A 21226-nucleotide genomic window follows, 5' to 3' on the forward strand; every position below is an offset into this window, starting at 1 on the left:
GGAACCTCCCTTGCGGGTGCAGTGCAGAGCCTGCCCGCCGGAGGCAAAAAATTATCGGAGAAATAACATGAGTGTATCTATAGTTGTAATGGGTGCTAATGGTCGTATGGGTGCAACCATTGCGCGCATGGCGCAGGATAGCGATAAATATGAGCTTGCCGCAGTTGTAGGAAGAAAGGAACACGAAGAGCGTCTTAATATTTGGGGCTGCGAGGTTTCAAATGATCTTGATGTTGTTCTTGATAAAATTGACAATGCTGTTGTTATCGATTTTACCGTTCCTGCTGCAAGCTTGGCTAATGCTAAGATCGCGGCAAAACATAATACTCCGATTGTAATGGGAACCACTGGTTTTACTATTGAAGAGCGAGCACAGCTTGAAGAGTTGGCTAAAACATCTCCTATGTTTTGGGCACCAAACACAAGTGTAGGTATTTCTGCTCTTACCCAAATTTTGCCTGAACTTATTAAGATCCTCGGTGAAGATTACGATCTCGAAATGGTAGAATTGCACCATAACAAAAAGAAAGATTCTCCAAGCGGCACGGCAATGCGTCTTGCAGAATGCCTTGCGGAAGCTAAAAAATGGGATCTTGATAAAGTCGCCAACTATCATCGTGAAGGTATAATTGGCGAACGTCCTAAAGAAGAAATCGGTATACAGACTATTCGTGGTGGTGACGTTGTGGGTGTTCATACTGTATATGCAATGGGGCCGGGTGAGCGCATTGAAGTAACGCACCATGCGCATTCCCGTGAAACGTTTGCGGCTGGCGCCCTTCGGGCTGCATACTGGCTTGCAGGACGTGATGCAGGAAAACTTTATTCTATGTCGGATATTATCTAATGAAAGTAGCGCTTCTTCAGCTGAATCCTGTTGTGGGTGATGTTTCTGGCAATATCATTAAGATTGTCGAAGCAGTTAAAAAAGCTGCAAAAGACGGGGCACAACTGTGTGTGACTCCGGAATTGTCTGTGTGCGGATATCCTCCACGTGATTTGTTATTGCGTCAGGATTTTATTGATGGCTGTCAGAGCTCTCTCAAGGCATTGGCTGTAGAACTGAAAGATATGCCTCCCACCTTAGTTGGTGTGCCGATCAATAATTTGTCTAGCGTAGGTAAACCTGTGTTTAACGCTGCAGCCTTGGTGGCAAATGGAACCTATTCCATTGTAGCGCATAAAACACTGCTTCCTACCTATGATGTATTTGACGAAAACAGATATTTTGAACAAGGAAAATTACGTGGGCTTGTGACAATTAATGGACGCAAGGTCGGTGTAACCATTTGTGAAGATATTTGGAACGACAAGGCATACTGGAAGGATCGCAGGCAGTACGCGCAAAATCCGCTCGCGGCTCTTGTTGAAGATGGCGCAGAGCTCATTATCAACCTTTCAGCATCTCCCTTTACGCTTGGCAAGCAGTTTGTACGTGAGCAGATGCTTTCGTCAATGGTACATTCTTACGAACTTCCGTTCTTATATGCTAACCAGATAGGTGGAAACGACGACCTTATTTTTGCAGGTAAAAGCCTCGCTTATGCTGCAGACGGTACGCTGATAGGTAAAGGAAAATCCTTTGAAGAAGATGTACTGGTTGTAGATCTGGAAACAAAGGCTGGACGAGTTGAGCAGGAAGATGCCAGCGACGAAGCACAGGCATGGAATGCGCTGGTTCTTGGAACACGTGACTATGTGAGAAAATGTGGCTTTACAAAGGTGGTCCTCGGCCTTTCCGGCGGGGTTGATTCAGCCTTGACAGCTGCTGTTGCGGTGGAAGCTCTTGGTTCTGATAATGTAATCGGTGTGCTTATGCCGTCGCCTTACTCCAGTCAGGGTAGTGTTGACGACTCTCTTGATCTTGCAGATCGTCTTGGTATCCATACTGAGACAATTGAAATTGAGCCAATGCTTACAGCCTTCCTCAGCTCTCTTCATCCTGTCTTCAATGGTGAGGGCACAGATGTAACAGAAGAAAATCTTCAGGCGCGTATCCGTGGTAATCTGCTTATGGCAATGTCAAATAAATTTGGTGCATTGCTTTTAACCACAGGTAATAAATCCGAGTTGGCAGTAGGATATTGCACTATCTATGGTGACATGGCTGGCGGCTTGGCTGTTATTTCTGATGTGCCGAAAACTCTTGTTTGGAACGTTTGTCGTTGGGCAAACGAGCATTGCGGAAATAAAATTCCTATGGAGATTATCGAAAAAGCTCCGTCCGCAGAATTACGCCCTGATCAGAAAGATACTGACTCGTTACCGGAATACGAAGAGCTTGATGCTATTCTGCGAAAATATATTGACGAGCGGTTGAGTAAAGAAGCAATCATCTCACAGGGGCACGCTCCTGAAGATGTAGAACAAATACTAAAGCTTGTGAAGATTTCTGAGTTTAAACGCAGACAGGCTGCACCGGGACTGCGCATCACAGACAGAGCCTTTGGCACTGGTTGGAGAATGCCGGTTGCAAGTAGTGTACGTTTGCCTTAGCTATCATATTGAAAAACAATAAAAAAAGCGTGAGCCGTACAGCTCACGCTTTTTTTTATTGTTCAATGGGTTCTAACCGTACCCGCTGGCTGTAATAAGCTGCGTTCCAACCAATGTCGGTGACATGTGCTTCAATAATCGTGTTGGGGCATCGGTTGAACATCATCCAGCCTCCACGGCGCACAATGACGGCTTCAGGATGCACAGAGGTATCCGCTACGACCTGTACTTGTATTTTGCCGATTGGGGATACAATATATGCTTGGACATCTGGTTCGATGTTGCTTTGTGTAAGAGTCGCAGGGTATACGTATGCTTTTAGTTGCTCTTGTTGTTTGTCCGCAGGAATCTGGGAGTGCTCAAAATCTTTGTTGATGAGTGACAGTAGTGAGAGTGGAAAGTCTACGGCTGCTTTTAGCTCATCATGTAATATTGGGTCGGGGAAGCGATATTTACCATCTGGATGTTTGAACTGCATATCCTTGAACGCAACAGTTGGCCAGTCTGTAGGCAGAAAGCCTTGTCGGCGGATTTTTTCAAGCGGATTTTTTGTAAGATTTGTGATTGGCTTTGTATTAAGTGCAGTTGTTAAGATTTCATCTCGTTCGGGAAAGGGAATAGACAGACGGTTCGCAAGATCTTTTATGATGTCATAGTCAGCGCGTGCTTCGCCTCTGGGGGCAAAGACTTTTGCACTGTGTTGGATATAGTTGTGGAAATATGACCCGAGAATGTCTTCTCGCTCATAGATAAGCGCGCATGGTAGAATTATGTCTGCGCGTTTGGCTGTGTCATTCATAAAGGCATCTACTACGACAACCATATCGATTGTATTGAATGCCTTTGCCATCTTATTAGCTTCAGGTGTCTGGTTAACGGCGTTTGTTCCGTCACACCAGAGAAATTCAATGTCACCGGCATCAAGAATTTCGTCAGCAAGTTTTGGCGTTAATAATTTTCGGGCAGTTTTGCCTCCGGAGCGCCAAGTAGAGTCAAAGTTTCTACCAGTGCTGACACCGCCGTAACTCCCCGCTCCTTTTTTGCCTATATTGCCGGAAAGCATACTCAGGGCATTAATATAGCGGACATTCTCTCCACCATAGGTGTAGCGTTGTAATCCCCACCCAAGGATGCTGGAAACCGCACAATTTTCTTTGCCATAAATTTCAACAAGTGTGTTGAGTTCTTCAGAACGTATGCCACATGTATCCAACAGCTTTTTTTCATCAAGTTCTTTGATGAATGCGAGAAATTCTGAACCATTTGATGTGCGGTTTAGAATGGTGTCGGATATTCCTGCTTCGGAAAGACGTCTTATAATTGCAGCTGCAAGAAATCGATCTGTACCCGGCCTGATTTGGATGTGTGTGTCACTGACGTGAATCCGCATCCCTTCTTTAGGTGACACTGGTGAAATACTGATGAGTTGACAGCCGTTATTCTGTGCGTCTTTTAGCAGGGCAGCTGTATGAATAGAAGAACGAAGAACATCGCGGCCCCAGTTTACAATGCAGTCAGCATTAAGAAGCTCTGTATAGCTGTTTTGGTCAAGCTCACCGAAGTCAAGAATGCAGGAATCGATAATTGCATTGTTACACAGTGCGCCATGGGTACTGGAAGCTTCAAGTTGTCCAAAAAGATAACGGCTTGTATCTGCAAGCACACCGTGAAAACCGAAACCACGAACATGAAGCATGCGTTCGGGGGTAGTTCGCAATGTAGAAATTTTATTCGCAATGGTATTAAGAGCTTTTTCCCATGAGACAGGGACAAATGTCGTTCCGTCACGCATAAGCGGGGTTGTTATGCGGTCTGGTGCGTTGATTCGCGCGAGGGCGTGTTTCCCTTTTTTGCAGGTGTATCCTTGTGTGACGGGATGCGTAGGGTTGCCTTTTATCGACGTATTACCATGTTCATCAATTTTTACAATTGTTGAGCAACCGTCTGGACAGTCTAACGTACATGCAGAAATACGTTCCATTTGTGTTCTCCTAGGGGAGATCCCCTCTATGCGATACTTGTATTCCGCATTGTCCTTGTGCCTGCGGAAACAGGTATGTTTTGCCGTAAAATTTTTCCATTGGCATCTAATTTTTAGTCAATGTTATAGAAGGCAGACTTCACAGAGATACAAGGTGCACTATGAAAACAAAAGAAGCCGGAAAGATCCGGCTTCTTTTATCTGCTGCGATAACTAGTTATTGAGCGTGTAATTTTGTGCCCGGGATAATCGGAATGTTATTCTCAGATAAAACGTCTACGGCTTGATCTGTTTTGTCGAAACGGAAAATCAACGTAGCATTTGTGCTGCCGGGCATAACAAAAGCGTACATGTATTCAACGTTGATCCCATTGTTACCAAGCGTATCGAGAATATGGTTCAAGCCGCCCGGCTTATCTTCTACTTCCACTGCAACAACATTTGTTTTGCCGACCGTGAAGCCCTTATCTTTCAATACGGATTTTGCCTTTTCACTATTATCTACGATAAGGCGCAAAATTCCAAAGTCCGTTGTGTCTGCGAGGGAAAGGGCGCGAATGTTTATGCCATTCGCTGCCAGTGTATTAGTTACTTCTGCAAGGCGCCCAGCCTTGTTTTCTAGAAAAACGGATATTTGTTCTACTTTCATGAGGAGTGCCCCTTATTGTCTTCAGATACATAGAAATATACCCTATTTCTAGCATTTGAACCTTTGGTGGGCAATACGTAATACAACTTTGTTAAAAATTAGTATCGATATCAAACTTTTTAAAAGACAGCTTAGTTGTAAGGCATACTGGTTGTGCCTATTTTCACACAATTTCGTGCTTGCCAGCACACTACTGTGATGTATATTAAAGAATTCGTGAAGCAGGTTGAGTGTTCAATGAGTTATTGTGGCAGTTACTCCTTTGAATGAATTTAAGAATAGGGGTGTGTTAGTGTCTTCATCTTTACACGCTGGTATAATGAATTTCGGTTTCTTACAGACCCAAAATACACACGCAGTAAATAGAAGTGTTGGAATTATTGGCGCAGGCCCTTCTGGCCTTGCTGCTGCTGGGCTTTTAGCAAGTCGGGGCTACGAAGTGCATGTCTACGATAAGCTACCAAAGCCGGGTGGGCTTATGGTCTTTGGTATTCCAAGTCATAGAATACCTGTGGATCGTATTAACCGCGGGGTGCGTGACTTAGAACGCCGTCTTGGCGTCACCTTTAGAACAAATACAAAAATTTGCTGCAGTGCGCCTATGCACGAAGAAGAGGGTGACCATTTTGCGGCCGATGTTTTAGGTCTTTCTGACTTGACGGATAACCATGATGCCGTGGTTGTATGTTCCGGATCGTGGAAGTCTCGTAAATTGACTATTGAGGGAAGCACACTGGACGGCGTGTATTCCAGTCTGCAATTTTTATTTCCTATCCGTGCCATTAAGTATGCCCACAGCAACGTTTCAATGCCGGATGTTAACGGAAAAAAAATTATAGTTATTGGTGCAGGGCACTCTGCTGTCGATGTGGTTGACTCAGCCAGAAAGCTCGGTGCAGCAGAAATTACTCTTGTATATAGACGCACTGTAGCAGAGGCTCCGTGCGGCAAGTTCGAGATTGATCGTATTCAAGAAATGGGTGTTACATGGCTTGAGAAACGCTCTCCTGAGGCTATACGAGGCAATGAGCATGTTGAAACGCTTATAGTGCGTAATAGTGCAACTGATGAGCTGGAAGAATTGGACGCCGATATTATTGTAAGCGCAATTGGGGAAATTCCTACTCCTCCGTTTCAAAAAGAGCTTGGCTTGGAGAACGTACGCAAAGGTGATGTCCGCTGGTTGAATATGACAGCAATAGATAACGTTTTTGTTGCTGGTGATGTGCTTACAGGGCCAAGTAAGATTGGCAAAGCTGTCTACAGTGGTTTGCGTGCGGCCCGTTCATTGACAAACTGGCTTGATTTGAAAGCGCAGTCTCGTGAAGCAGAATATAATTTTGAAGCCGATAAAATTTCGCGGTAAGTGGCGGGAGCAAAAGTGAATAGTATGCAAGAACAGAAAACACTGTTTGTTGATTACTCCAAATGCATTGGCTGTGAAACTTGTGAAGCAGTATGCAGGTTTCTTTACGACACTCCGCGGATAGCAATGTCGCGCACTATTGAAGGTGAGATTGTTCCTTTATATTGTCAGCATTGTGAAAAGGCTGCATGCCAGCGCGTTTGTAAACGCGGGGCAATTTCTCGGGACGCTCAAGGAGCTGTATTGCATGATTCGATGAAATGTCGAGGATGTGAAACAAAGGATTGTCTGATTGCCTGCCCGTATGCTGCGTTTTTTGCAACCTGCAAAAGTGTGGCTGTGGCAAAGTGCGATTTATGTAAGAAACGTAGGGCAGAGGATATGCTTCCTGCTTGTGTAGAAATGTGTCCGTGCGATGCTATTAAATATGTCGATCGGGAAGAGATTGAATCGCTGAGAACTCCTGCATCTGAAGAGGCTTTTAAGCGTGTAATGTCACATATTCGTCCTAAAAAATTCGTTGATTAACGTGAGTTATTATAGGGCAGAGTAAGCTGTGCCCAAACGATGTAACTTACTAAAAGGTGGAGTGAATTGCTCCACCTTTTTTTATGCATGAGTATTAAGGTTTTCAAGCTTGGCTGTTCCGTACTTTTAATTTTGCTGCCTACTTGCTCTGTGTTCTTACATAAATTTTCCCCATAAACTTTTTTTTCTTCGTACCCCAACGCGTTGTGCAGCTTTATGTTTTTCAAATAGTTGTTTGTAGGCCCTTCTGAATTAAAAAAATTACAAGTTAACATAATGATGTAGGTCGGCTAGTTACCCAAATGTAATAATAGGATAATGAAAATATTTTACATCCCAAAAGAAAAGCGGAGTTGCGTACTTATAGTTAAAGGGAGTGCTGTTAGATGCCGTTTTTCAGCAGAAGGTGAAAAAAAAGCCCGTGTGAAATACTCACACGGGCTTTTTGAATATAATAGTATTTAGTCAAAATTAAGTTTGTCAGTAATGTTATATTGAATCCATCGAGGGTCGAACCATTCGATAGGTGTGACTGGAATACCTGATACAATGACACCAAAGTGGAGGTGGTCACCACCCGACATACCAGTAGAACCAGAACTTCCTATAATATCTCCCTGATTAACAACAGAACCTACGGTCGTTTTGATTTCTGTCATATGTGCGTACAGCGTCTGCAGACCAAGACCATGGTCTATTATAACGACGTTTCCGTAGATGCCGAGGTTGCCGCAAAATACAACAGTTCCTTTGTTTGCCGCTGGAATAGGGGAGCGCTTGCGGGAAGCAAGGTCAAGTCCAAGGTGGGTCTGTTCGTCGATGACTTTTCCATCGTACATGTAGCTTCTACGGTCGCCAAAACCTGCGCGAGTGGCTGAGTTAGGAAACCGAAGGAACTTACTTTTCCATAAAATAGACGATGATGTCTGCCGACCTATTTCTAGGAGTTTCGCACGGTTTGCTGCACGAATTTTCTGATTTACAATAAGAAAACGTTCCAGGTTTGTTTTTGCCTGAGGTGTATCTTTAGTAAAGGCAGGCATTTTACTATTTAAAAAGTGGTCGCTTAAATTAATTTTATCATGTCTGAATCTACGGGCAAGAGCATTAATGGAAAAAGGCTGGTTGTATATATTGCCCGCTATATCCATTGCAAACGCTGTAGGATTGAAATCCTTTTTGTCAATGTTCTGCGGGAAAGCAAAGAAGCTGATATAGCTACCGTCGGCTTGCTTGTACCCCGGAAAGAACATTTTCTTTACTTTTACGCCTGAAGTTTCAACAGGCTCTGAGACGGTGTATGCAATAACACCGGTGCCTCCCTGCCAGATGTTTGGCGGCAATGACTTGATGGTAATGCTTGGTGGAGTGTTGTCCATCCGCATGATAACAACTTTACGGGTAGTGTTCCCTTTACCAAATGCCGCGAGAGAGGTGTCTGTCGCAGTGATGATCATTTCGAATGAACCATCTGAAATGTTCGCACTTGCAAGAGGAATGCTAAGTGTGATCGATTTTTTTCCTGGTTCAAAAGCCGTTGAATACAACGGGATGGTTTTTGAGTTTTTGCGAACGGCAATAGAAAGATTTTTTAGCTCAGATGTTACATCGTGTAGTGAAAGAGTCGCTACGCTGCTTTTGTTAACTCGGGCGTTTTCTTTATCAATAGCAACGATCGGACCTTGCTGGTCTTTGAATAAAAGCCAGCCTGCAATCGCACCGCCGCAAATAAGAGATAGAAATATAATAAAGAAGAAAGTTTTTTTAAGGCTCGCCATGGGCAGTCCCTTGTACAACGTTAGTGTGATGGAATAGGGTAATATTTTGATATTACCTAAGACAGATGGTTGTTTGGTGCAATTACAGCTTTATAAGTATGAAAGCGTGCGCCGACATTACGATTATAGGTAACCATAGCGTAAAAAATCGATTATTTCATAATGGTTGTGATTATGCCGGTGGGTGCTGAGTGATAAAAGCACTCAGTGTTCCATAAAGTGAAAAGCACAGCAGCCGATGAGACTCTACCTAGATACATCGAATCTAACAAGTCTAAGTATCAGCTGCTATGCATATTGTAAGGTTTGACTTATGTATCTAATGCATCCATTAAATCAATTGTCAGACGCAAAAAGTCCGCTTCGGTGAGAATTCCTACAAGAATGTCTTTTTCTACAACGGGTAAGCAACCGTATTTGTGGTTGAGAAGAAGTTCAGCTGCATCCCTTAAGCTCGCATGGGGGGCGACAGCAAAGACATCGCTTCGCATTATTTCTGATACTGGAATAGATGCTTCAATCTCCTCCTGCACAGCGCGGTCTACATCTGCTAGTTTTGAAAGAGTAGCAGATAGAATGTCTCTGTGTGTTATAAGGCCGACAAAAATATTTCCATTTTCAACGACCGGGATGTGACGAATGCGGGCTAGTTCCATCAGCGATTTTGCAGCCATCAATGAGTCAGATTTTTTGAGCGTGAATAAATTGGTGGACATCAGATCTTGTACATGCAGCATAATTGTCTCCATTATTTCTAATTTACACAATGTTCATATGGTGTTGCAGAGTGTTAAACTAAGGGTTGTAGTTGACTTGTGCGAAAAAATCTGCTTCTCAAGCCATGCAGAGAATGTGTCGAGTGTAACTCTTGGTTGTTTTTCTGACTATGACTATTTCACATTAAAGGAATCTTATTTTGCCGTACGATTTGAAGCGTAATAGAGAGAGAATGGTCCGTGACCAGCTTGAAAGGCGGAATATCTCTGATCCGAACGTACTACGGGCAATGCGCGCCGTTCCTCGACATAAGTTTGTGCAGGATGCCATGAGGCTGAGTGCGTATGAAGATAATGCATTGCCCATAGGATACGGACAAACGATTTCTCAGCCGTATATTGTTGGGCTTATGTCGGAAGCGCTTGAAGCAACCGAGGGCATGAGTGTGCTTGAAATTGGCACAGGTTCCGGCTATCAAGCAGCAGTACTCTATGCAATGGGCTTGAAGGTCTATTCTGTGGAGCGGATTCAGGAACTGCACGTTGCTGCAGTAAAACTCTTTGCAGAGCTTGGTTATGTTTCTCCTCAATTCAAATTGGATGACGGGACTCTTGGTTGGCCGGAGAAAGCGCCGTTTGATCGAATTTTGGTTACTGCGGGAGGGCCTGAGATTCCTGAACCTCTAGTGGAACAATTGTCCGATCCCGGAGTTCTTGTTTTGCCTGTCGGACGCGCAAAACGTACGCAACAACTTGTGCGAATACGAAAAAATAATGGTGACATCACGATAGAAAAGCTGGCAAACGTTGCTTTTGTAGATCTGGTGGGTGCACACGGATGGTAATTTTATGAGGCTGATATCTCGGCTGATGGACTGGGTTTCCAGATCGGCACTTTCTTCAAAAGCGAAATGGATTCTGGCAATTGTTGCCTTTACGGAATCCATAATTTTTCCTCTTCCACCTGACTTACTTTTGATTCCGATGGCACTTACTCAGCGAAAAAAGGCATTTTATTTTGCCACGATTTGTACTGTCGGATCTGTACTGGGCGGAATGATTGGATACTATATCGGATATAATTTTATGGATTATGTAGGTATGCCTATTGTCCGTTTTTATAATCTGACAAACGAATATGTTGCCATCAAAGAATGGTACGACACCTATAATGCATGGGCTGTTGCTGTTGCTGGGCTTACACCTGTTCCGTATAAGTTATGCACACTTTCTGCCGGTGCTTTTAAAGTAAATTTTGGTATTTTCCTTTTTGCTTCAGTCGCAAGTCGTAGCCTACGTTTTTTTGCCATTGCAGGTCTTATCTATGTTTTTGGCGAACGGGCACGATACTTTTTGGAGAAGCGATTTGATCTGGTGCTAATTGGTGCGCTAGTGCTTGGCGTTGCCGGATTTTTAGCATTAAAATTTCTCTAATGACTATATTTGTCCGCCTGATAGCTTGACGGATTGGGCAGACTGCTTATGTAGCCATTAAATATAAGGAGTTGCATATATGTCTTCTTGCAGCGGTTGCTCCTCTTCCAAGGAAATTACTCCGGGGAAAGAGATTAAAGCGAGCCCAAAAAAGAATATTCAGGACGAAATGATTAACTGTACGTTGGACAAAATCCGTCACAAGTTATTCATTATGAGCGGTAAAGGTGGAGTCGGCAAAAGTTCTGTCACCGTTAATACCGCAGCAGCACTTGCTGCTAAAGGTTTTAAAGTGGGTATTCTGGATGTAGATATACATGGTCCAAGTATCCCAGGTCTTCTCGGCGTAAAAGACTCCGGTCTGGAAGCTGATCGCGGAGGGTTATTAACCCCTGCAAAGGTTAATGATAATTTATATATCGTTTCAATGGATTCTTTGTTGAAAGACAAAGATACTGCTGTATTGTGGCGAGGCCCTAAAAAAACAGCAGCAATCCGTCAGTTTGTTTCGGATGTAAATTGGGGAGAGCTTGATTTTCTGCTTATCGATTCCCCTCCGGGAACCGGTGATGAACATATGACAGTTCTTAAAACTATTCCGGACGCAACCTCCGTTGTTGTGACTACTCCGCAGGAAGTTTCTCTTGCAGACGTACGTAAGGCTGTGAACTTTCTTCAGTACGCAAAAGCGAATGTACTCGGTGTGGTTGAAAACATGAGCGGCCTTTCTTGTCCGCACTGTGGTGAGGAGATCGAGTTGTTTAAGAAAGGCGGCGGCAAAGAGCTTGCTGAAAAATACGGCCTTGAGTTTCTTGGCGCTATTCCGCTCGATCCTGCAACCGTAGTGGCTGCGGACAGAGGTATTCCAGTAGTTATGCTTGAAGAAGAAACTGCTGCAAAGCGTGGTTTCTTGAATCTGGCAGACAGTATTGTAAAAGCACTTAACTGCAGCCTTGAGTCTGTTTCTTCAGACAATTCTTAGGTTCTGAATCTAAAAAGAGGCGCACAGGGCAGTTGGTCTTGTGCCGTGTACAGAAAAACCATGGCGGCTTTCGTCATGGTTTTTCTGTGAAAATATAAAAAAATACTTCAAATAACTCTAGATGGTATCAATATATTATAATTTGGTGTCCTAGCAGTCTTTGCACCTTGTATGAACTGTGGTACACAGCGTTATCTTGAATAAACCAGCTAGAGGTAGAGCACACATGTTTAATTTGGCGAACAAGATTACCATGTTCAGAGTTTTATTGGTTCCATTTGTAGTTGTATTGTTATACTTCCCAAGTGAAACTACATGCTTACTTGCATTTTTTCTCTTTTTCCTTGCATCTCTTTCAGATCTTGTGGACGGCTTTGTTGCCCGTCGTGAAGGCATGGTGACAAGTTTTGGCAAATTCCTTGATCCGCTTGCAGACAAGCTTCTGATTTGTTCAGTACTTATTATGCTTGTCGAGCTTGGTTGGGCACCAGCTTGGGTTGTAATTACAATTATTTGTCGGGAACTTATTGTGACAGGGCTACGTGCAATGGCTGCTGATGAAGGGATTGTTATTGCAGCAGATAAATACGGAAAGATGAAAACTGTATTACAAATGTTTGCTCTTTCTCCTATGATTATTCATTATCCATTGTTTGGGTATGATGTCGCCGTTATTGGTGAAATACTTCTTTACATTGCGTTGATCCTGACGGTATTTTCTGGCGGCAACTACCTTTTCGGGTTTTACAAAAACTGGTTACAGCAGGACGAGCCCAAATAAGTTTTCTGCTGAGAGCTTCTTACGGAAGGTACATCCCTTTTATGTTAGACTCGCAAGGAAAATACATGAAAGAACTTAAAGAATTGAAAAGTAGGTTGCGCAATTGCCTGCATACAATTCTTGAGCTGGAACCTGATCTTGATGACATTGAGTTAAGTCATGATTTGCGGGATGAGTTTGGCATGTTAAAAATGCTAATTGAGCGAATCAATGAGATGGAGCTGGTTGAAGCGGATGTTGCACGTATTGAATCTGCAACAGCAAACTTCTTGGAAGAGCTGCAGCTTCCGATGTCACATGTTAAGTTTACAGCTGAAAAGCGACGTTTCTTACAATAATAATGTTAGTAAAAAAAATTTTGCTGGCTTTATCTGTTCTGCTTAACCTTACCCTTATTGCTTATTTACTAATGAGTGATAAAGGCGTGAGTAATTATCAGACACTTAAAGCTGATACGCATGCTTTTACTGAACAACAGGACGTGCTTGATGAAAAAGCGTATTTGCTGAGTCATGAAATACGACTTTTGCAAAACGACTCTGAATACGTAGAAAAAATTATAAGAAAACGTCTTGGGTTTGTTAAGTGTGGAGAAATATTGTATATTTTTCCAGATAGTAAAATAAAGGTCCCTGTTGGAGCTCGTGAATGATTCAAGCAAAGATTAAGTGGTATAAGGAAGTTTTGGAGCTCGATCCTGGTTCTAAGGTGTTCTTTCCACTTGCGCGACTTCTTGTAAAAGAGAACGATCTTATCGAAGCGGTTTCCGTTTTAAAGACAGGACTGGAAAGGCATCCTGAGCATTTTGAAGCTCGTTTGCTACTGCTTAATTGTCTTGAACGCGTAGAGGATTTTGATCAGATTGATGCAGAACTTGGGGCGCTTGGAGATATTTTGAAGCGCTATCCCAAATTTTGGAAAATCTGGGCAGGATTGCTTGCTGCTGAACCGGGCTCTCAAGATGCCGCTCTTGCGATGACATTTCTCGCGGCAGCTTTTGAAGAGACCCCTATCACTTGGCGTGATGTAATTGATAGAGGGCTTCAGGCTTGTCTGGAAGAGAGCGTAGATAAATTTCTTATAACTCGTCAGGCACCAGCACCTGTTTCAGAACCATTGCCGACTAGCGATAATGTGGGGTTGGTAAAAGATGTTCATGAAATTCTAGTGCCGACGACCTCGCCGAAAGATATTTCTCAGTTAAAAAGTTTGGCAGAACTAGAGGGTGAAATTCCGCTTATACGTAAACAGGAAGCTGTTTTTGGCGAAGCCATGGAAGGGGGAGAGTCCATTTCAGAACGTACGTTATCTATGGCGCAAATTCTTGCTGACCAAGGTGATCTGAAAGGTGCTCTCGAGATCTGTGATGAACTCACAGAGCAAGTAACAAGCAGGGAAGAGCTTGAGAATATTACTGAACTTCGAACAAAAATTCTGGCCAATAGAAATAGTTCTGTGCTGGATCAGGTTGAAGTTGTTACAAGTAAGGACAGGATTGTCCATACGCTTGAAGCACTTGCAGAACGTTTAGAAGCCAGAGCCTCGTAGGTCTTTCCTTTATATTTTCAGGAGATTGCATTGCATTATTCATTGAGATGTGGTGTTGCGTTATGCGCACTGCTAGTCTTATTAACTGGTTGTAAGCAGAGCGTTAACAACACATGGCGTGAGACTAAGGGGTACTACAATACGTATTTGAATACCCCTGCAGAACTTGAATTTGCTGAAGTTGATGTTGAGGCGGCTGAAGATAACTTAGCTGCTATGTATACCCCGATCGGGGAAGAGTTAGAAAAATTTGTTCGCGTTATTGATGCAAAAGATGTTTTTCCGGATTTAGCGTGGGTCGACGCTACGATGAAGCGCTTTCCTTGGCTTTCCGGCATCGCCGTTGTTAACCTTGAGGGTAACGTTTTAATGCAGCGTCCTTCGGTAAGTATGAAACCTTTGAATTTTGCTCCTCTTCTGGACGAAAATAAAGATTATGGTTTCCGTGCGTTGCGTGGGTATGTTGATGAAACACCGCTTGGTAACGAAGCATATGTAGCCATGCCGTTTTTTGTTGATAACGAAATGAAAGGGCTGGTTGTTGCGCATTTTGATGCCCGTAACCTTGTTGAGCTTTCCCCAAATCCTGAAGAGCTTGTTGTGCTTTCAGGAAAGAAGATGTTGTGGAGCGGAAAGTACAACTTTGAGAGTACGCCATTTGCACAGATCAACTGGGAAGAAATGCTTAGCGAAGAAAGTCATGGTGTTTTTGAAGAAAGTGGTAATTCTTACACGTGGCTTGTTCGGTATGTTGGAAATATCCCAATGATCTTTGGCACTGCTATAGTCGAAGCGTCTGCAAGCTAGTTTACATTAGCGCCATATTTTTATGTCTTTAAATAAACTGTTTGACTCTATAGGGCGTTATGCATAGAGCAAGCTTTCATCCTGTTTAACAATACGAAGGGTACCTGAATTGACGCTATCAATCAGGTACCCGTTTTGTGTCAGGAGAATCTTTGTCTCCCCCCTCATCTCGATGTAACGTAATCGAATTGTATTATTTTTTTCGGGTAATTGACAAATCCCAGTCCCATTGTAGTATGAATAAATTAATTTTTATTCATAGATAGTTAGGAGTAAACTCATGCGCCAAGTAACCGTCACTGAACATCTCTTATTGCATCAAACACAGACTCCCGATGCTTCAGGTAAATTTACTGCACTCTTTTATGATCTTATTTTGGCTGCTAAAACCATCTCGAAGACAATGAATAAAGCTGGTTTGCTTGATATTTTAGGAGCAACCGGTGAGATTAATGTTCAGGGCGAACAGGTTCAAAAGTTAGATGCATACGCCAACCGCGTACTTATTCATCGTATGGAGCGTACAGGCGTTTTGTGCGCGATTGCGTCTGAAGAGAATGCTGATTTTATTCGTATTCCAGAGCAGCTCCAGAAGGGCGAGTATATTCTCATTTTTGATCCTCTCGATGGTTCCTCCAATGTTGACGTGAATGTAAATGTTGGTACAATTTTCTCTATTTTGCGCCGTAAGTCTCCTTCAAATAATGATGTTACGTTGGGTGATATTCTACAAAGTGGTGTGGAGCAGGTCGCAGCCGGGTACTTCCTTTATGGCCCTTCAACCATGCTTGTGTACTCTACTGGTGACGGAGTTCACGGATTTACACTCGATCCGAGTGTTGGTGAATTTTTATTGTCCCATCCGGATCTTCGGATTCCTGAACAGGGAAAAGTTTATTCGGTAAATGAAGGTTACTATAAGTATTGGGATGATGCGACTCGAGAAGCCGTAGCGTACTTTAAAGGTGACGAAAACCCGTTGGGTAAGCCGTACTCTGCGCGCTATATAGGGTCTCTTGTGGCGGACTTTCATAGGGGCCTTCTTAACGGCGGCATCTATATGTATCCTGCAGATTGTCGTAATCCTGGTAAGGCTAAAGGTAAGCTACGCTATTTGTGTGAAGCATCTCCACTTGCATACCTTGCAGAACAGGCTGGTGGTGCTGCAACTGAAGGTACAACCCGTATTCTTGAGTTGCAGCCGGAAGAGTTGCATGAACGCGTCCCACTTTTCATCGGTTCAAAGAATGATGTAGAAGCTGTGGCAACTATTTATAAAAAACATCGTAAGACAGCTGAGTAGCTGTTGATGGAACCGACGTCGGAATATTTGTATGCTCACTTTAGGTATTGAATCTTCGTGTGATGAGACTGCTTTTGCTCTTGTTAAGGACGGGAAACTGCTAGATAGTGTAATTTCTACACAAATTGACATTCATGCATTGTTTGGCGGTGTTGTTCCTGAAATTGCATCCCGAGAACATTATCGGCTTATTGGATATTTATATGATTCTTTACTTGCAAAATCGGGTATCGATGCAGCACAAATTGAGAACGTCGCTGTATCTCGCGGGCCTGGCTTATTAGGAAGTTTGTTAGTAGGGGTCGGTTTTGCAAAAGGTCTTGTTGCTGGAACCAATAAGAAGCTTATAGGTGTTAACCACCTGCATGCCCATCTTCTTGCCGCGGGGCTGGAACAAGATATCAAACTTCCAGCTTTAGGTTTGCTTGTTTCCGGTGGACATACCCAGATTTTTCTTATTCGCGCGGCAGATGATTTTGTTGAATTGGGTAAAACCTTGGATGATGCCGCAGGTGAAGCTTTTGATAAGGTCGCTAAAATGTTGAATATGCCATATCCCGGTGGCAAATTCATTGATCAGTTAGGAAAGCTTGCTGCACCGGATAAAAAAAGATTTACAAGACCGTATCTTGACAATACAAATTTAAACTTTAGTTTCAGTGGGTTAAAAACTGCATTAAGCTTGTATATTGAAGCGCATCCGCATTTAAAGCTCCCTAGCCTTAATGATGTTGATGAACTCTTCAACGGTACACGTGAAGTTGCTGAACTTGCAGAGCTTTGTGCATCTTTTAACTTTACTGTTGCAGACACGTTACGTGTGAAAATGCAACGCGCTGTTGACCAGCGAAAAGAGCAGGGCGACGCTATCAATAGTATTATTGTAGCGGGTGGCGTTGCTGCTAACAGTGTGATCCGTGACACAATGGCAGAAGTTGCTAAGAACAATAAACTTACGCTTACACTGCCATCGTTAAGTTTGTGCACCGATAATGCATCTATGGTTGCATATATGGGAGAACAGCTTGTTCTCAAAGGCTACTCACACGGTTTGGATTTGGATGCAATTCCGCGTGGTAGAAAGATTCCGCAGGACTATCTGCATAGTTTGTGTTAAAAATTGAAAGGTGAGGGGAGAAAGCTTGCCTCACTCTTGACACTGTCTTACAGGCTTACTATTTGTAGTTTTCAGTAAATATAACCTCCTGTAGATATTTGCTGAGTTCAGAACACAATGGTCAATTGGCCAAGTTTTTAATGTTTAGTAAAAAAGGAGCGAACAATGGCTGCTCAAGTAACAGATAGCAATTTTGAAGCTGAAATTCTCGAATCTAAGATTCCTGCTCTGGTAGATTTTTGGGCACCCTGGTGTGGCCCGTGCCGTGCTATGGGGCCTGTAATCGACGAGCTTGCTGCTGAGTATGAAGGCCAGGTTCGTATCGTAAAAATGAATGTTGACGAAAACCCAGGTACTCCGAGTAAGTACGGTATCCGTGCTATTCCTACCATCATTCTTTTTAAAGATGGTGAAGTGCTCGAGCAAGTTACTGGCGCAGTTTCTAAGAGCAGCATTCAAGATATGATTACCAAGAAGGCTCTTGGCTAATGAAAAAATACGATTGCTTTGTAATCGGGGGCGGTCCGGCTGGAATGACGGCCGCCCTTTATCTTCTTAGGTCGGGGGTGACAGTGGCGATGGCCGAAAAGCTGACGCCTGGCGGACAAGTTCTGCAGACCGAGGAAGTAGAGAACTACCCAGGTTACCCAAAAGGTATAAAAGGGTACGAGCTCGCAGATGTCTTTGCAGAGCATCTTGAGGCGTATAACCTAGATCGTTATTCGGAACCGGTAACTTCTCTTCAGCATGCGTATGGTGCTAATAAACTTAAAGTGGGTGATCAAGAAATTATTGCTCGCTCCGTTATTATTTGTACCGGCGCACGTTACAAGAAACTTGGTCTCCCTAATGAGGAATTTTTGACAGGCAAGGGCGTATCTTATTGCGCCTTGTGTGACGGTAATTTTTTTAGAAACCAAACTGTCGCTGTAGTCGGTGGTGGTAACTCTGCTCTAGAAGAGTCTCTCTATCTGGCTAAGTTGGTAAAAAAACTGTATCTCATCCATCGTCGGGAAGGCTTCCGTGCTGCAAGGTACTATCAGGATAAGATAAAAGCCTCTCCAGTTATCGAAGTTGTAAAAAGCACCATTGTCAAAGAACTGCATGGTGAGAACGGCTTGACCGGGGTACTCATTAAGAACTTGAAAACAGAAGAAGAGCAAGTGCTGCCAGTAGATGGCCTGTTTATTTTTGTTGGTTATGAGCCAAACAAAGAATTGCTACCAGAGGGGTTGCAGACAGACGAAACAGGCTTCATTTTAACTGACATTGAAATGCGCACTAATTTGCCGGGGATTTTTGCTTCCGGCGATTGCAGGGCTAAACAATGTCGTCAGGTAACTACTGCGGTTGGTGATGGTGCAACTGCAGCAAACTCTGCTTTCCTTTACTTGGAACAACTCAATGCGTAGAACGCTGCTTCGCTTTTTAGCTATTCTCCCACTGTTAAGTGTTTTATCCGGTTGTGGTATTATTGACTATTTTTATCTGCCGCCTCCTGAAGATACCGCTCAGGAAATTTTTGAAGCAGGTAATGATGCTATGCGTGACCAAAACTACGCAAAGGCAAAAGAGTACTTCAACACCCTTAAAGATAAATATCCTTTTAGTCCGTACGCTGTGGAATCCGAACTTTCGCTGGCAGATGCGTACTTCCTTGATTCCGACTACTTGTTAGCAGTTGATTCATACAAGGAATTTGAGTCATTGCATCCACGCCATAAAGCTATTCCGTATGTTTTATTCCAGATTGGTAATGCAAACTTGGAAAGCTTTGTTTCGATTGACCGTCCTCAAGATAATATTGCGGAAGGTTACGAATACTTGATGCGTTTAAGAGAGTCTTATCCTGGTAGTGAATATGCAGAAAAGGCAAAACCTTTAATGCAGCGTGCCCGTAAGTTGATGGCAGCACATGAAGTATTTGTTGCTGACTTTTATTGGCGACGTGAAAATTATGGATCTGCATACGAACGCTATAAGTTCGTGATGGAGAACTTCCAAGATGTTCCAGACTATCAGGAATACGTAAAAGAGCGTGCCCGACTTTCTTATCTTAAGAAGACTGAGCAAGAAGCTGAACTTCTTCGCGAAAAAGATAACGGCTCTTGGAAAGATTATTTTGAGTGGTTGTAATTACACTCTTTGATTGTATAAAGCTCCTGCATGACATTTGTTATGCAGGAGCTTTTTTTATTACTATAATCCCATTTCAGCACATTCTTCGAGCATAATTCGGTTAAGAATATGTACAGTGCGTCCCTCTATCGCAATCATTCCTTTCTCACTCATTCGTTTTAATGTTCTGGAGAGAGCTTCGGGGGTTGCTCCGATAACTTTTGCTAACTCCTTATGCGAGATAGGCAAATGGACGGTGTGATCTTCTTTTTGTGAAGTAGCCGGAGAGTCAAGTTTTGCAATAAAGGTTGCAATGCGTTGTGGTAGTTCCTGTAATGAAAGAGTTCCTGCAAGTTCCATAGCATCTCTTAAGCGTTCTGAGACTTTTAGGAGCATTGAGAACAAGAAAGCGTTATCTTTCTCCGCCGCGGCGAAAAAGCTTTGCTTTGAAATAGAAACGACTTTACATGGTGTTAGAGCAGTGGCTGTAACGGGAAATGGTTTCTTGCGGAAGGTGGAACAAAGGCAGAACGGTTCACCATCTGTTAGAACAAAAAGTGTCTGTTCTTTCCCATCTAGAGAGCTTTTGTAGAGCTTTGCCGTACCACTGAGCAAAATATAGAGCCCTGAAGGGAGTTCTCCTTCGCCAATTATAATTTCCTTTGCCTTAAATGTCATTTCAACGGCGCCGTCCAGCAGTATAGGAAAAACTTCTGCAGGAACTTCAGTTAATAGCGGCAATTTTTGAAACGCTTGTTGCAATGTATCCATTCTTTATGACCTTTTGTTGTATAACGATACGCAATGAAATTATTAAGTATAGTATGATGGGTAAGTTTTTTAAAAGAGATTTCTCATCTATGGCTATATCAGTTAACACAGTTTGTTAGTTAGTATCTTTTGGCTGTGTTGCATAGAGTTCTATAACTGATATTGCAGGGTGCTAATGTCAACGGCAGGTAAAAACTGACAGCGTTGCCTTCTTTCAAAATCGCAATAATCTGAGGTTCAGTGAATCGTGATTTTTTATAGATATCTTCTGACTACGTTATGTCAGAAAAATTTATTTTTGACTTGTGTCTTTTTAAGTGAAGGTTGCAAGTTTGTTAGGTGTAAACTTGTTTCAGGACGAGATACAAAGACAAAAAAAGCCGCCGGTAAAACCGGCGGCTTTTTTTGTCTTGAATAACTCAAGATAAGATGTCTGTTGGCTGGGACGGCAGGACTTGAACCCGCGGATGTCGGGACCAAAACCCGATGCCTTACCAACTTGGCTACGTCCCAGCAGCAGCAACAAGAGCGTGTATAGTGAGGAGTTCAGTTTTCGTCAAGTAAAAAAGTAATTTTTTATATATTTGACGTACGTTAGACGAATATAAGCTTAACCTACGCAAAGTGATTTCAAGGTATTTTACTGTAATATCTTAAAATCACTATAGTTGTTTTTCTTTGGTGGTGCACTACTTATTTTAATTGAACATAGCGACTCTTCACTGATATTTTTAATAGCTTGGAAGGACTGCTTATTTTTCTAACGCAGTGCGTCTATGTGCAGCGGCTTATGACAATGTGGGCAAACAATATGTGGGCTGTACTTTGTCGCATCAAGTAACGTATATGTC

Annotated in this window: 22 protein-coding genes and 1 tRNA gene; 17 read left to right on the forward strand and 6 right to left on the reverse strand. The window is 43.0% G+C overall.

Going from position 1 to position 21226, the window contains the following annotated elements:
- Nucleotides 1-67 precede the first annotated feature (67 nt).
- Together dapB and F461_RS0113905 are read left to right on the forward strand one after the other, a co-directional pair.
- Complete coding sequence (dapB, locus tag F461_RS0113900; RefSeq protein ID WP_020001768.1) at nt 68-847, forward strand: 4-hydroxy-tetrahydrodipicolinate reductase; 780 nt, start codon at nt 68-70, stop codon at nt 845-847.
- Nucleotides 847-2496, forward strand: a complete 1650-nt coding sequence (locus tag F461_RS0113905) for an NAD+ synthase (protein WP_020001769.1) — start codon at nt 847-849, stop codon at nt 2494-2496. Before dapB ends, F461_RS0113905 begins: the two co-directional genes overlap by 1 nt.
- Nucleotides 2497-2551: 55 nt before the next feature.
- Here F461_RS0113905 and F461_RS0113910 read toward each other — a convergent pair whose 3' ends face one another.
- Nucleotides 2552-4477, reverse strand: coding sequence for a molybdopterin-dependent oxidoreductase (locus F461_RS0113910; RefSeq protein ID WP_020001770.1), 1926 nt, complete (start codon nt 4475-4477; stop codon nt 2552-2554).
- A 217-nt stretch (nt 4478-4694) separates the two neighbouring features.
- Nucleotides 4695-5126, reverse strand: coding sequence for an ACT domain-containing protein (locus F461_RS0113915; RefSeq protein WP_020001771.1), 432 nt, complete (start codon nt 5124-5126; stop codon nt 4695-4697).
- Nucleotides 5127-5445: 319 nt separating this feature from the next.
- Between F461_RS0113915 and F461_RS0113920 the strand changes: the two genes are divergently transcribed.
- Both F461_RS0113920 and F461_RS0113925 read left to right on the forward strand, forming a co-directional pair.
- Nucleotides 5446-6492 carry an FAD-dependent oxidoreductase gene (locus tag F461_RS0113920; protein ID WP_020001772.1) on the forward strand — a complete coding sequence of 349 codons (1047 nt, stop codon included), beginning with the start codon at nt 5446-5448 and terminating at the stop codon, nt 6490-6492.
- 24 nt (nt 6493-6516) lie between these two features.
- Nucleotides 6517-7020 (forward strand): 4Fe-4S dicluster domain-containing protein, encoded by a 504-nt coding sequence (locus F461_RS0113925; protein WP_026364776.1) that lies wholly within the window; start codon nt 6517-6519, stop codon nt 7018-7020.
- A 461-nt stretch (nt 7021-7481) separates the two neighbouring features.
- On the opposite strand, the gene F461_RS0113935 is transcribed toward F461_RS0113925, so the two are convergent.
- Together F461_RS0113935 and F461_RS0113940 are read right to left on the reverse strand one after the other, a co-directional pair.
- Nucleotides 7482-8798, reverse strand: coding sequence for a M23 family metallopeptidase (locus F461_RS0113935; RefSeq protein WP_020001775.1), 1317 nt, complete (start codon nt 8796-8798; stop codon nt 7482-7484).
- 311 nt (nt 8799-9109) lie between these two features.
- Nucleotides 9110-9535, reverse strand: a complete 426-nt coding sequence (locus F461_RS0113940; protein WP_020001776.1) for a CBS domain-containing protein — start codon at nt 9533-9535, stop codon at nt 9110-9112.
- Nucleotides 9536-9714: 179 nt separating this feature from the next.
- Here F461_RS0113940 and F461_RS0113945 point away from each other — a divergent pair, with 179 nt between their 5' ends.
- The 13 genes from F461_RS0113945 to F461_RS0114005 all read left to right on the forward strand — a co-directional run bounded on the left by F461_RS0113945 (nt 9715) and on the right by F461_RS0114005 (nt 19622).
- A complete protein-coding gene (locus F461_RS0113945; RefSeq protein WP_020001777.1) occupies nt 9715-10359 on the forward strand; it encodes a protein-L-isoaspartate(D-aspartate) O-methyltransferase in 645 nt (214 codons plus the stop codon).
- A gap of 4 nt (nt 10360-10363) precedes the next feature.
- A complete protein-coding gene (locus tag F461_RS0113950) occupies nt 10364-10948 on the forward strand; it encodes a YqaA family protein (RefSeq protein ID WP_026364778.1) in 585 nt (194 codons plus the stop codon).
- A 79-nt stretch (nt 10949-11027) separates the two neighbouring features.
- Nucleotides 11028-11930, forward strand: coding sequence for an Mrp/NBP35 family ATP-binding protein (locus F461_RS0113955; RefSeq protein WP_020001779.1), 903 nt, complete (start codon nt 11028-11030; stop codon nt 11928-11930).
- 226 nt (nt 11931-12156) lie between these two features.
- Nucleotides 12157-12711, forward strand: a complete 555-nt coding sequence (pgsA, locus tag F461_RS0113960; RefSeq protein WP_020001780.1) for a CDP-diacylglycerol--glycerol-3-phosphate 3-phosphatidyltransferase — start codon at nt 12157-12159, stop codon at nt 12709-12711.
- Between the two features lie 65 nt (nt 12712-12776).
- Complete coding sequence (locus tag F461_RS0113965; protein ID WP_020001781.1) at nt 12777-13049, forward strand: hypothetical protein; 273 nt, start codon at nt 12777-12779, stop codon at nt 13047-13049.
- 2 nt (nt 13050-13051) lie between these two features.
- The gene (locus F461_RS0113970) at nt 13052-13363 is read left to right on the forward strand and encodes an FtsB family cell division protein (protein ID WP_020001782.1); all 312 of its coding nucleotides are present in this window, start codon (nt 13052-13054) and stop codon (nt 13361-13363) included.
- Nucleotides 13360-14259: a tetratricopeptide repeat protein gene (locus tag F461_RS0113975; protein WP_020001783.1), complete on the forward strand. Its 900-nt coding sequence runs from the start codon at nt 13360-13362 to the stop codon at nt 14257-14259. The genes F461_RS0113970 and F461_RS0113975 overlap by 4 nt, the downstream gene beginning before the upstream one ends.
- Before the next feature lie 30 nt (nt 14260-14289).
- Nucleotides 14290-15066 (forward strand): hypothetical protein, encoded by a 777-nt coding sequence (locus F461_RS17980; protein WP_020001784.1) that lies wholly within the window; start codon nt 14290-14292, stop codon nt 15064-15066.
- Nucleotides 15067-15346: 280 nt separating this feature from the next.
- On the forward strand, nt 15347-16369 hold the full coding sequence (gene fbp / locus F461_RS0113985; protein ID WP_020001785.1) for a class 1 fructose-bisphosphatase: 1023 nt from the start codon (nt 15347-15349) through the stop codon (nt 16367-16369).
- A gap of 31 nt (nt 16370-16400) precedes the next feature.
- The gene (tsaD, locus tag F461_RS0113990) at nt 16401-17486 is read left to right on the forward strand and encodes a tRNA (adenosine(37)-N6)-threonylcarbamoyltransferase complex transferase subunit TsaD (RefSeq protein WP_020001786.1); all 1086 of its coding nucleotides are present in this window, start codon (nt 16401-16403) and stop codon (nt 17484-17486) included.
- Between the two features lie 165 nt (nt 17487-17651).
- Entirely contained in the window at nt 17652-17975 is a 324-nt protein-coding gene (gene trxA, locus F461_RS0113995) for a thioredoxin (RefSeq protein ID WP_020001787.1), read from the forward strand.
- Complete coding sequence (trxB, locus tag F461_RS0114000; RefSeq protein ID WP_020001788.1) at nt 17975-18898, forward strand: thioredoxin-disulfide reductase; 924 nt, start codon at nt 17975-17977, stop codon at nt 18896-18898. The genes trxA and trxB overlap by 1 nt, the downstream gene beginning before the upstream one ends.
- A complete protein-coding gene (locus F461_RS0114005; protein ID WP_020001789.1) occupies nt 18891-19622 on the forward strand; it encodes an outer membrane protein assembly factor BamD in 732 nt (243 codons plus the stop codon). The genes trxB and F461_RS0114005 overlap by 8 nt, the downstream gene beginning before the upstream one ends.
- Before the next feature lie 63 nt (nt 19623-19685).
- On the opposite strand, the gene F461_RS17985 is transcribed toward F461_RS0114005, so the two are convergent.
- Nucleotides 19686-20375, reverse strand: a complete 690-nt coding sequence (locus F461_RS17985; RefSeq protein WP_020001790.1) for a Crp/Fnr family transcriptional regulator — start codon at nt 20373-20375, stop codon at nt 19686-19688.
- A gap of 437 nt (nt 20376-20812) precedes the next feature.
- Nucleotides 20813-20888 (reverse strand) — tRNA-Gln (locus F461_RS0114015).
- Nucleotides 20889-21226 lie beyond the last annotated feature (338 nt).

It is taken from the genome of Halodesulfovibrio aestuarii DSM 17919 = ATCC 29578, assembly GCF_000384815.1.
GTDB classification, from domain to species: Bacteria; Desulfobacterota; Desulfovibrionia; order Desulfovibrionales; family Desulfovibrionaceae; genus Halodesulfovibrio; species Halodesulfovibrio aestuarii.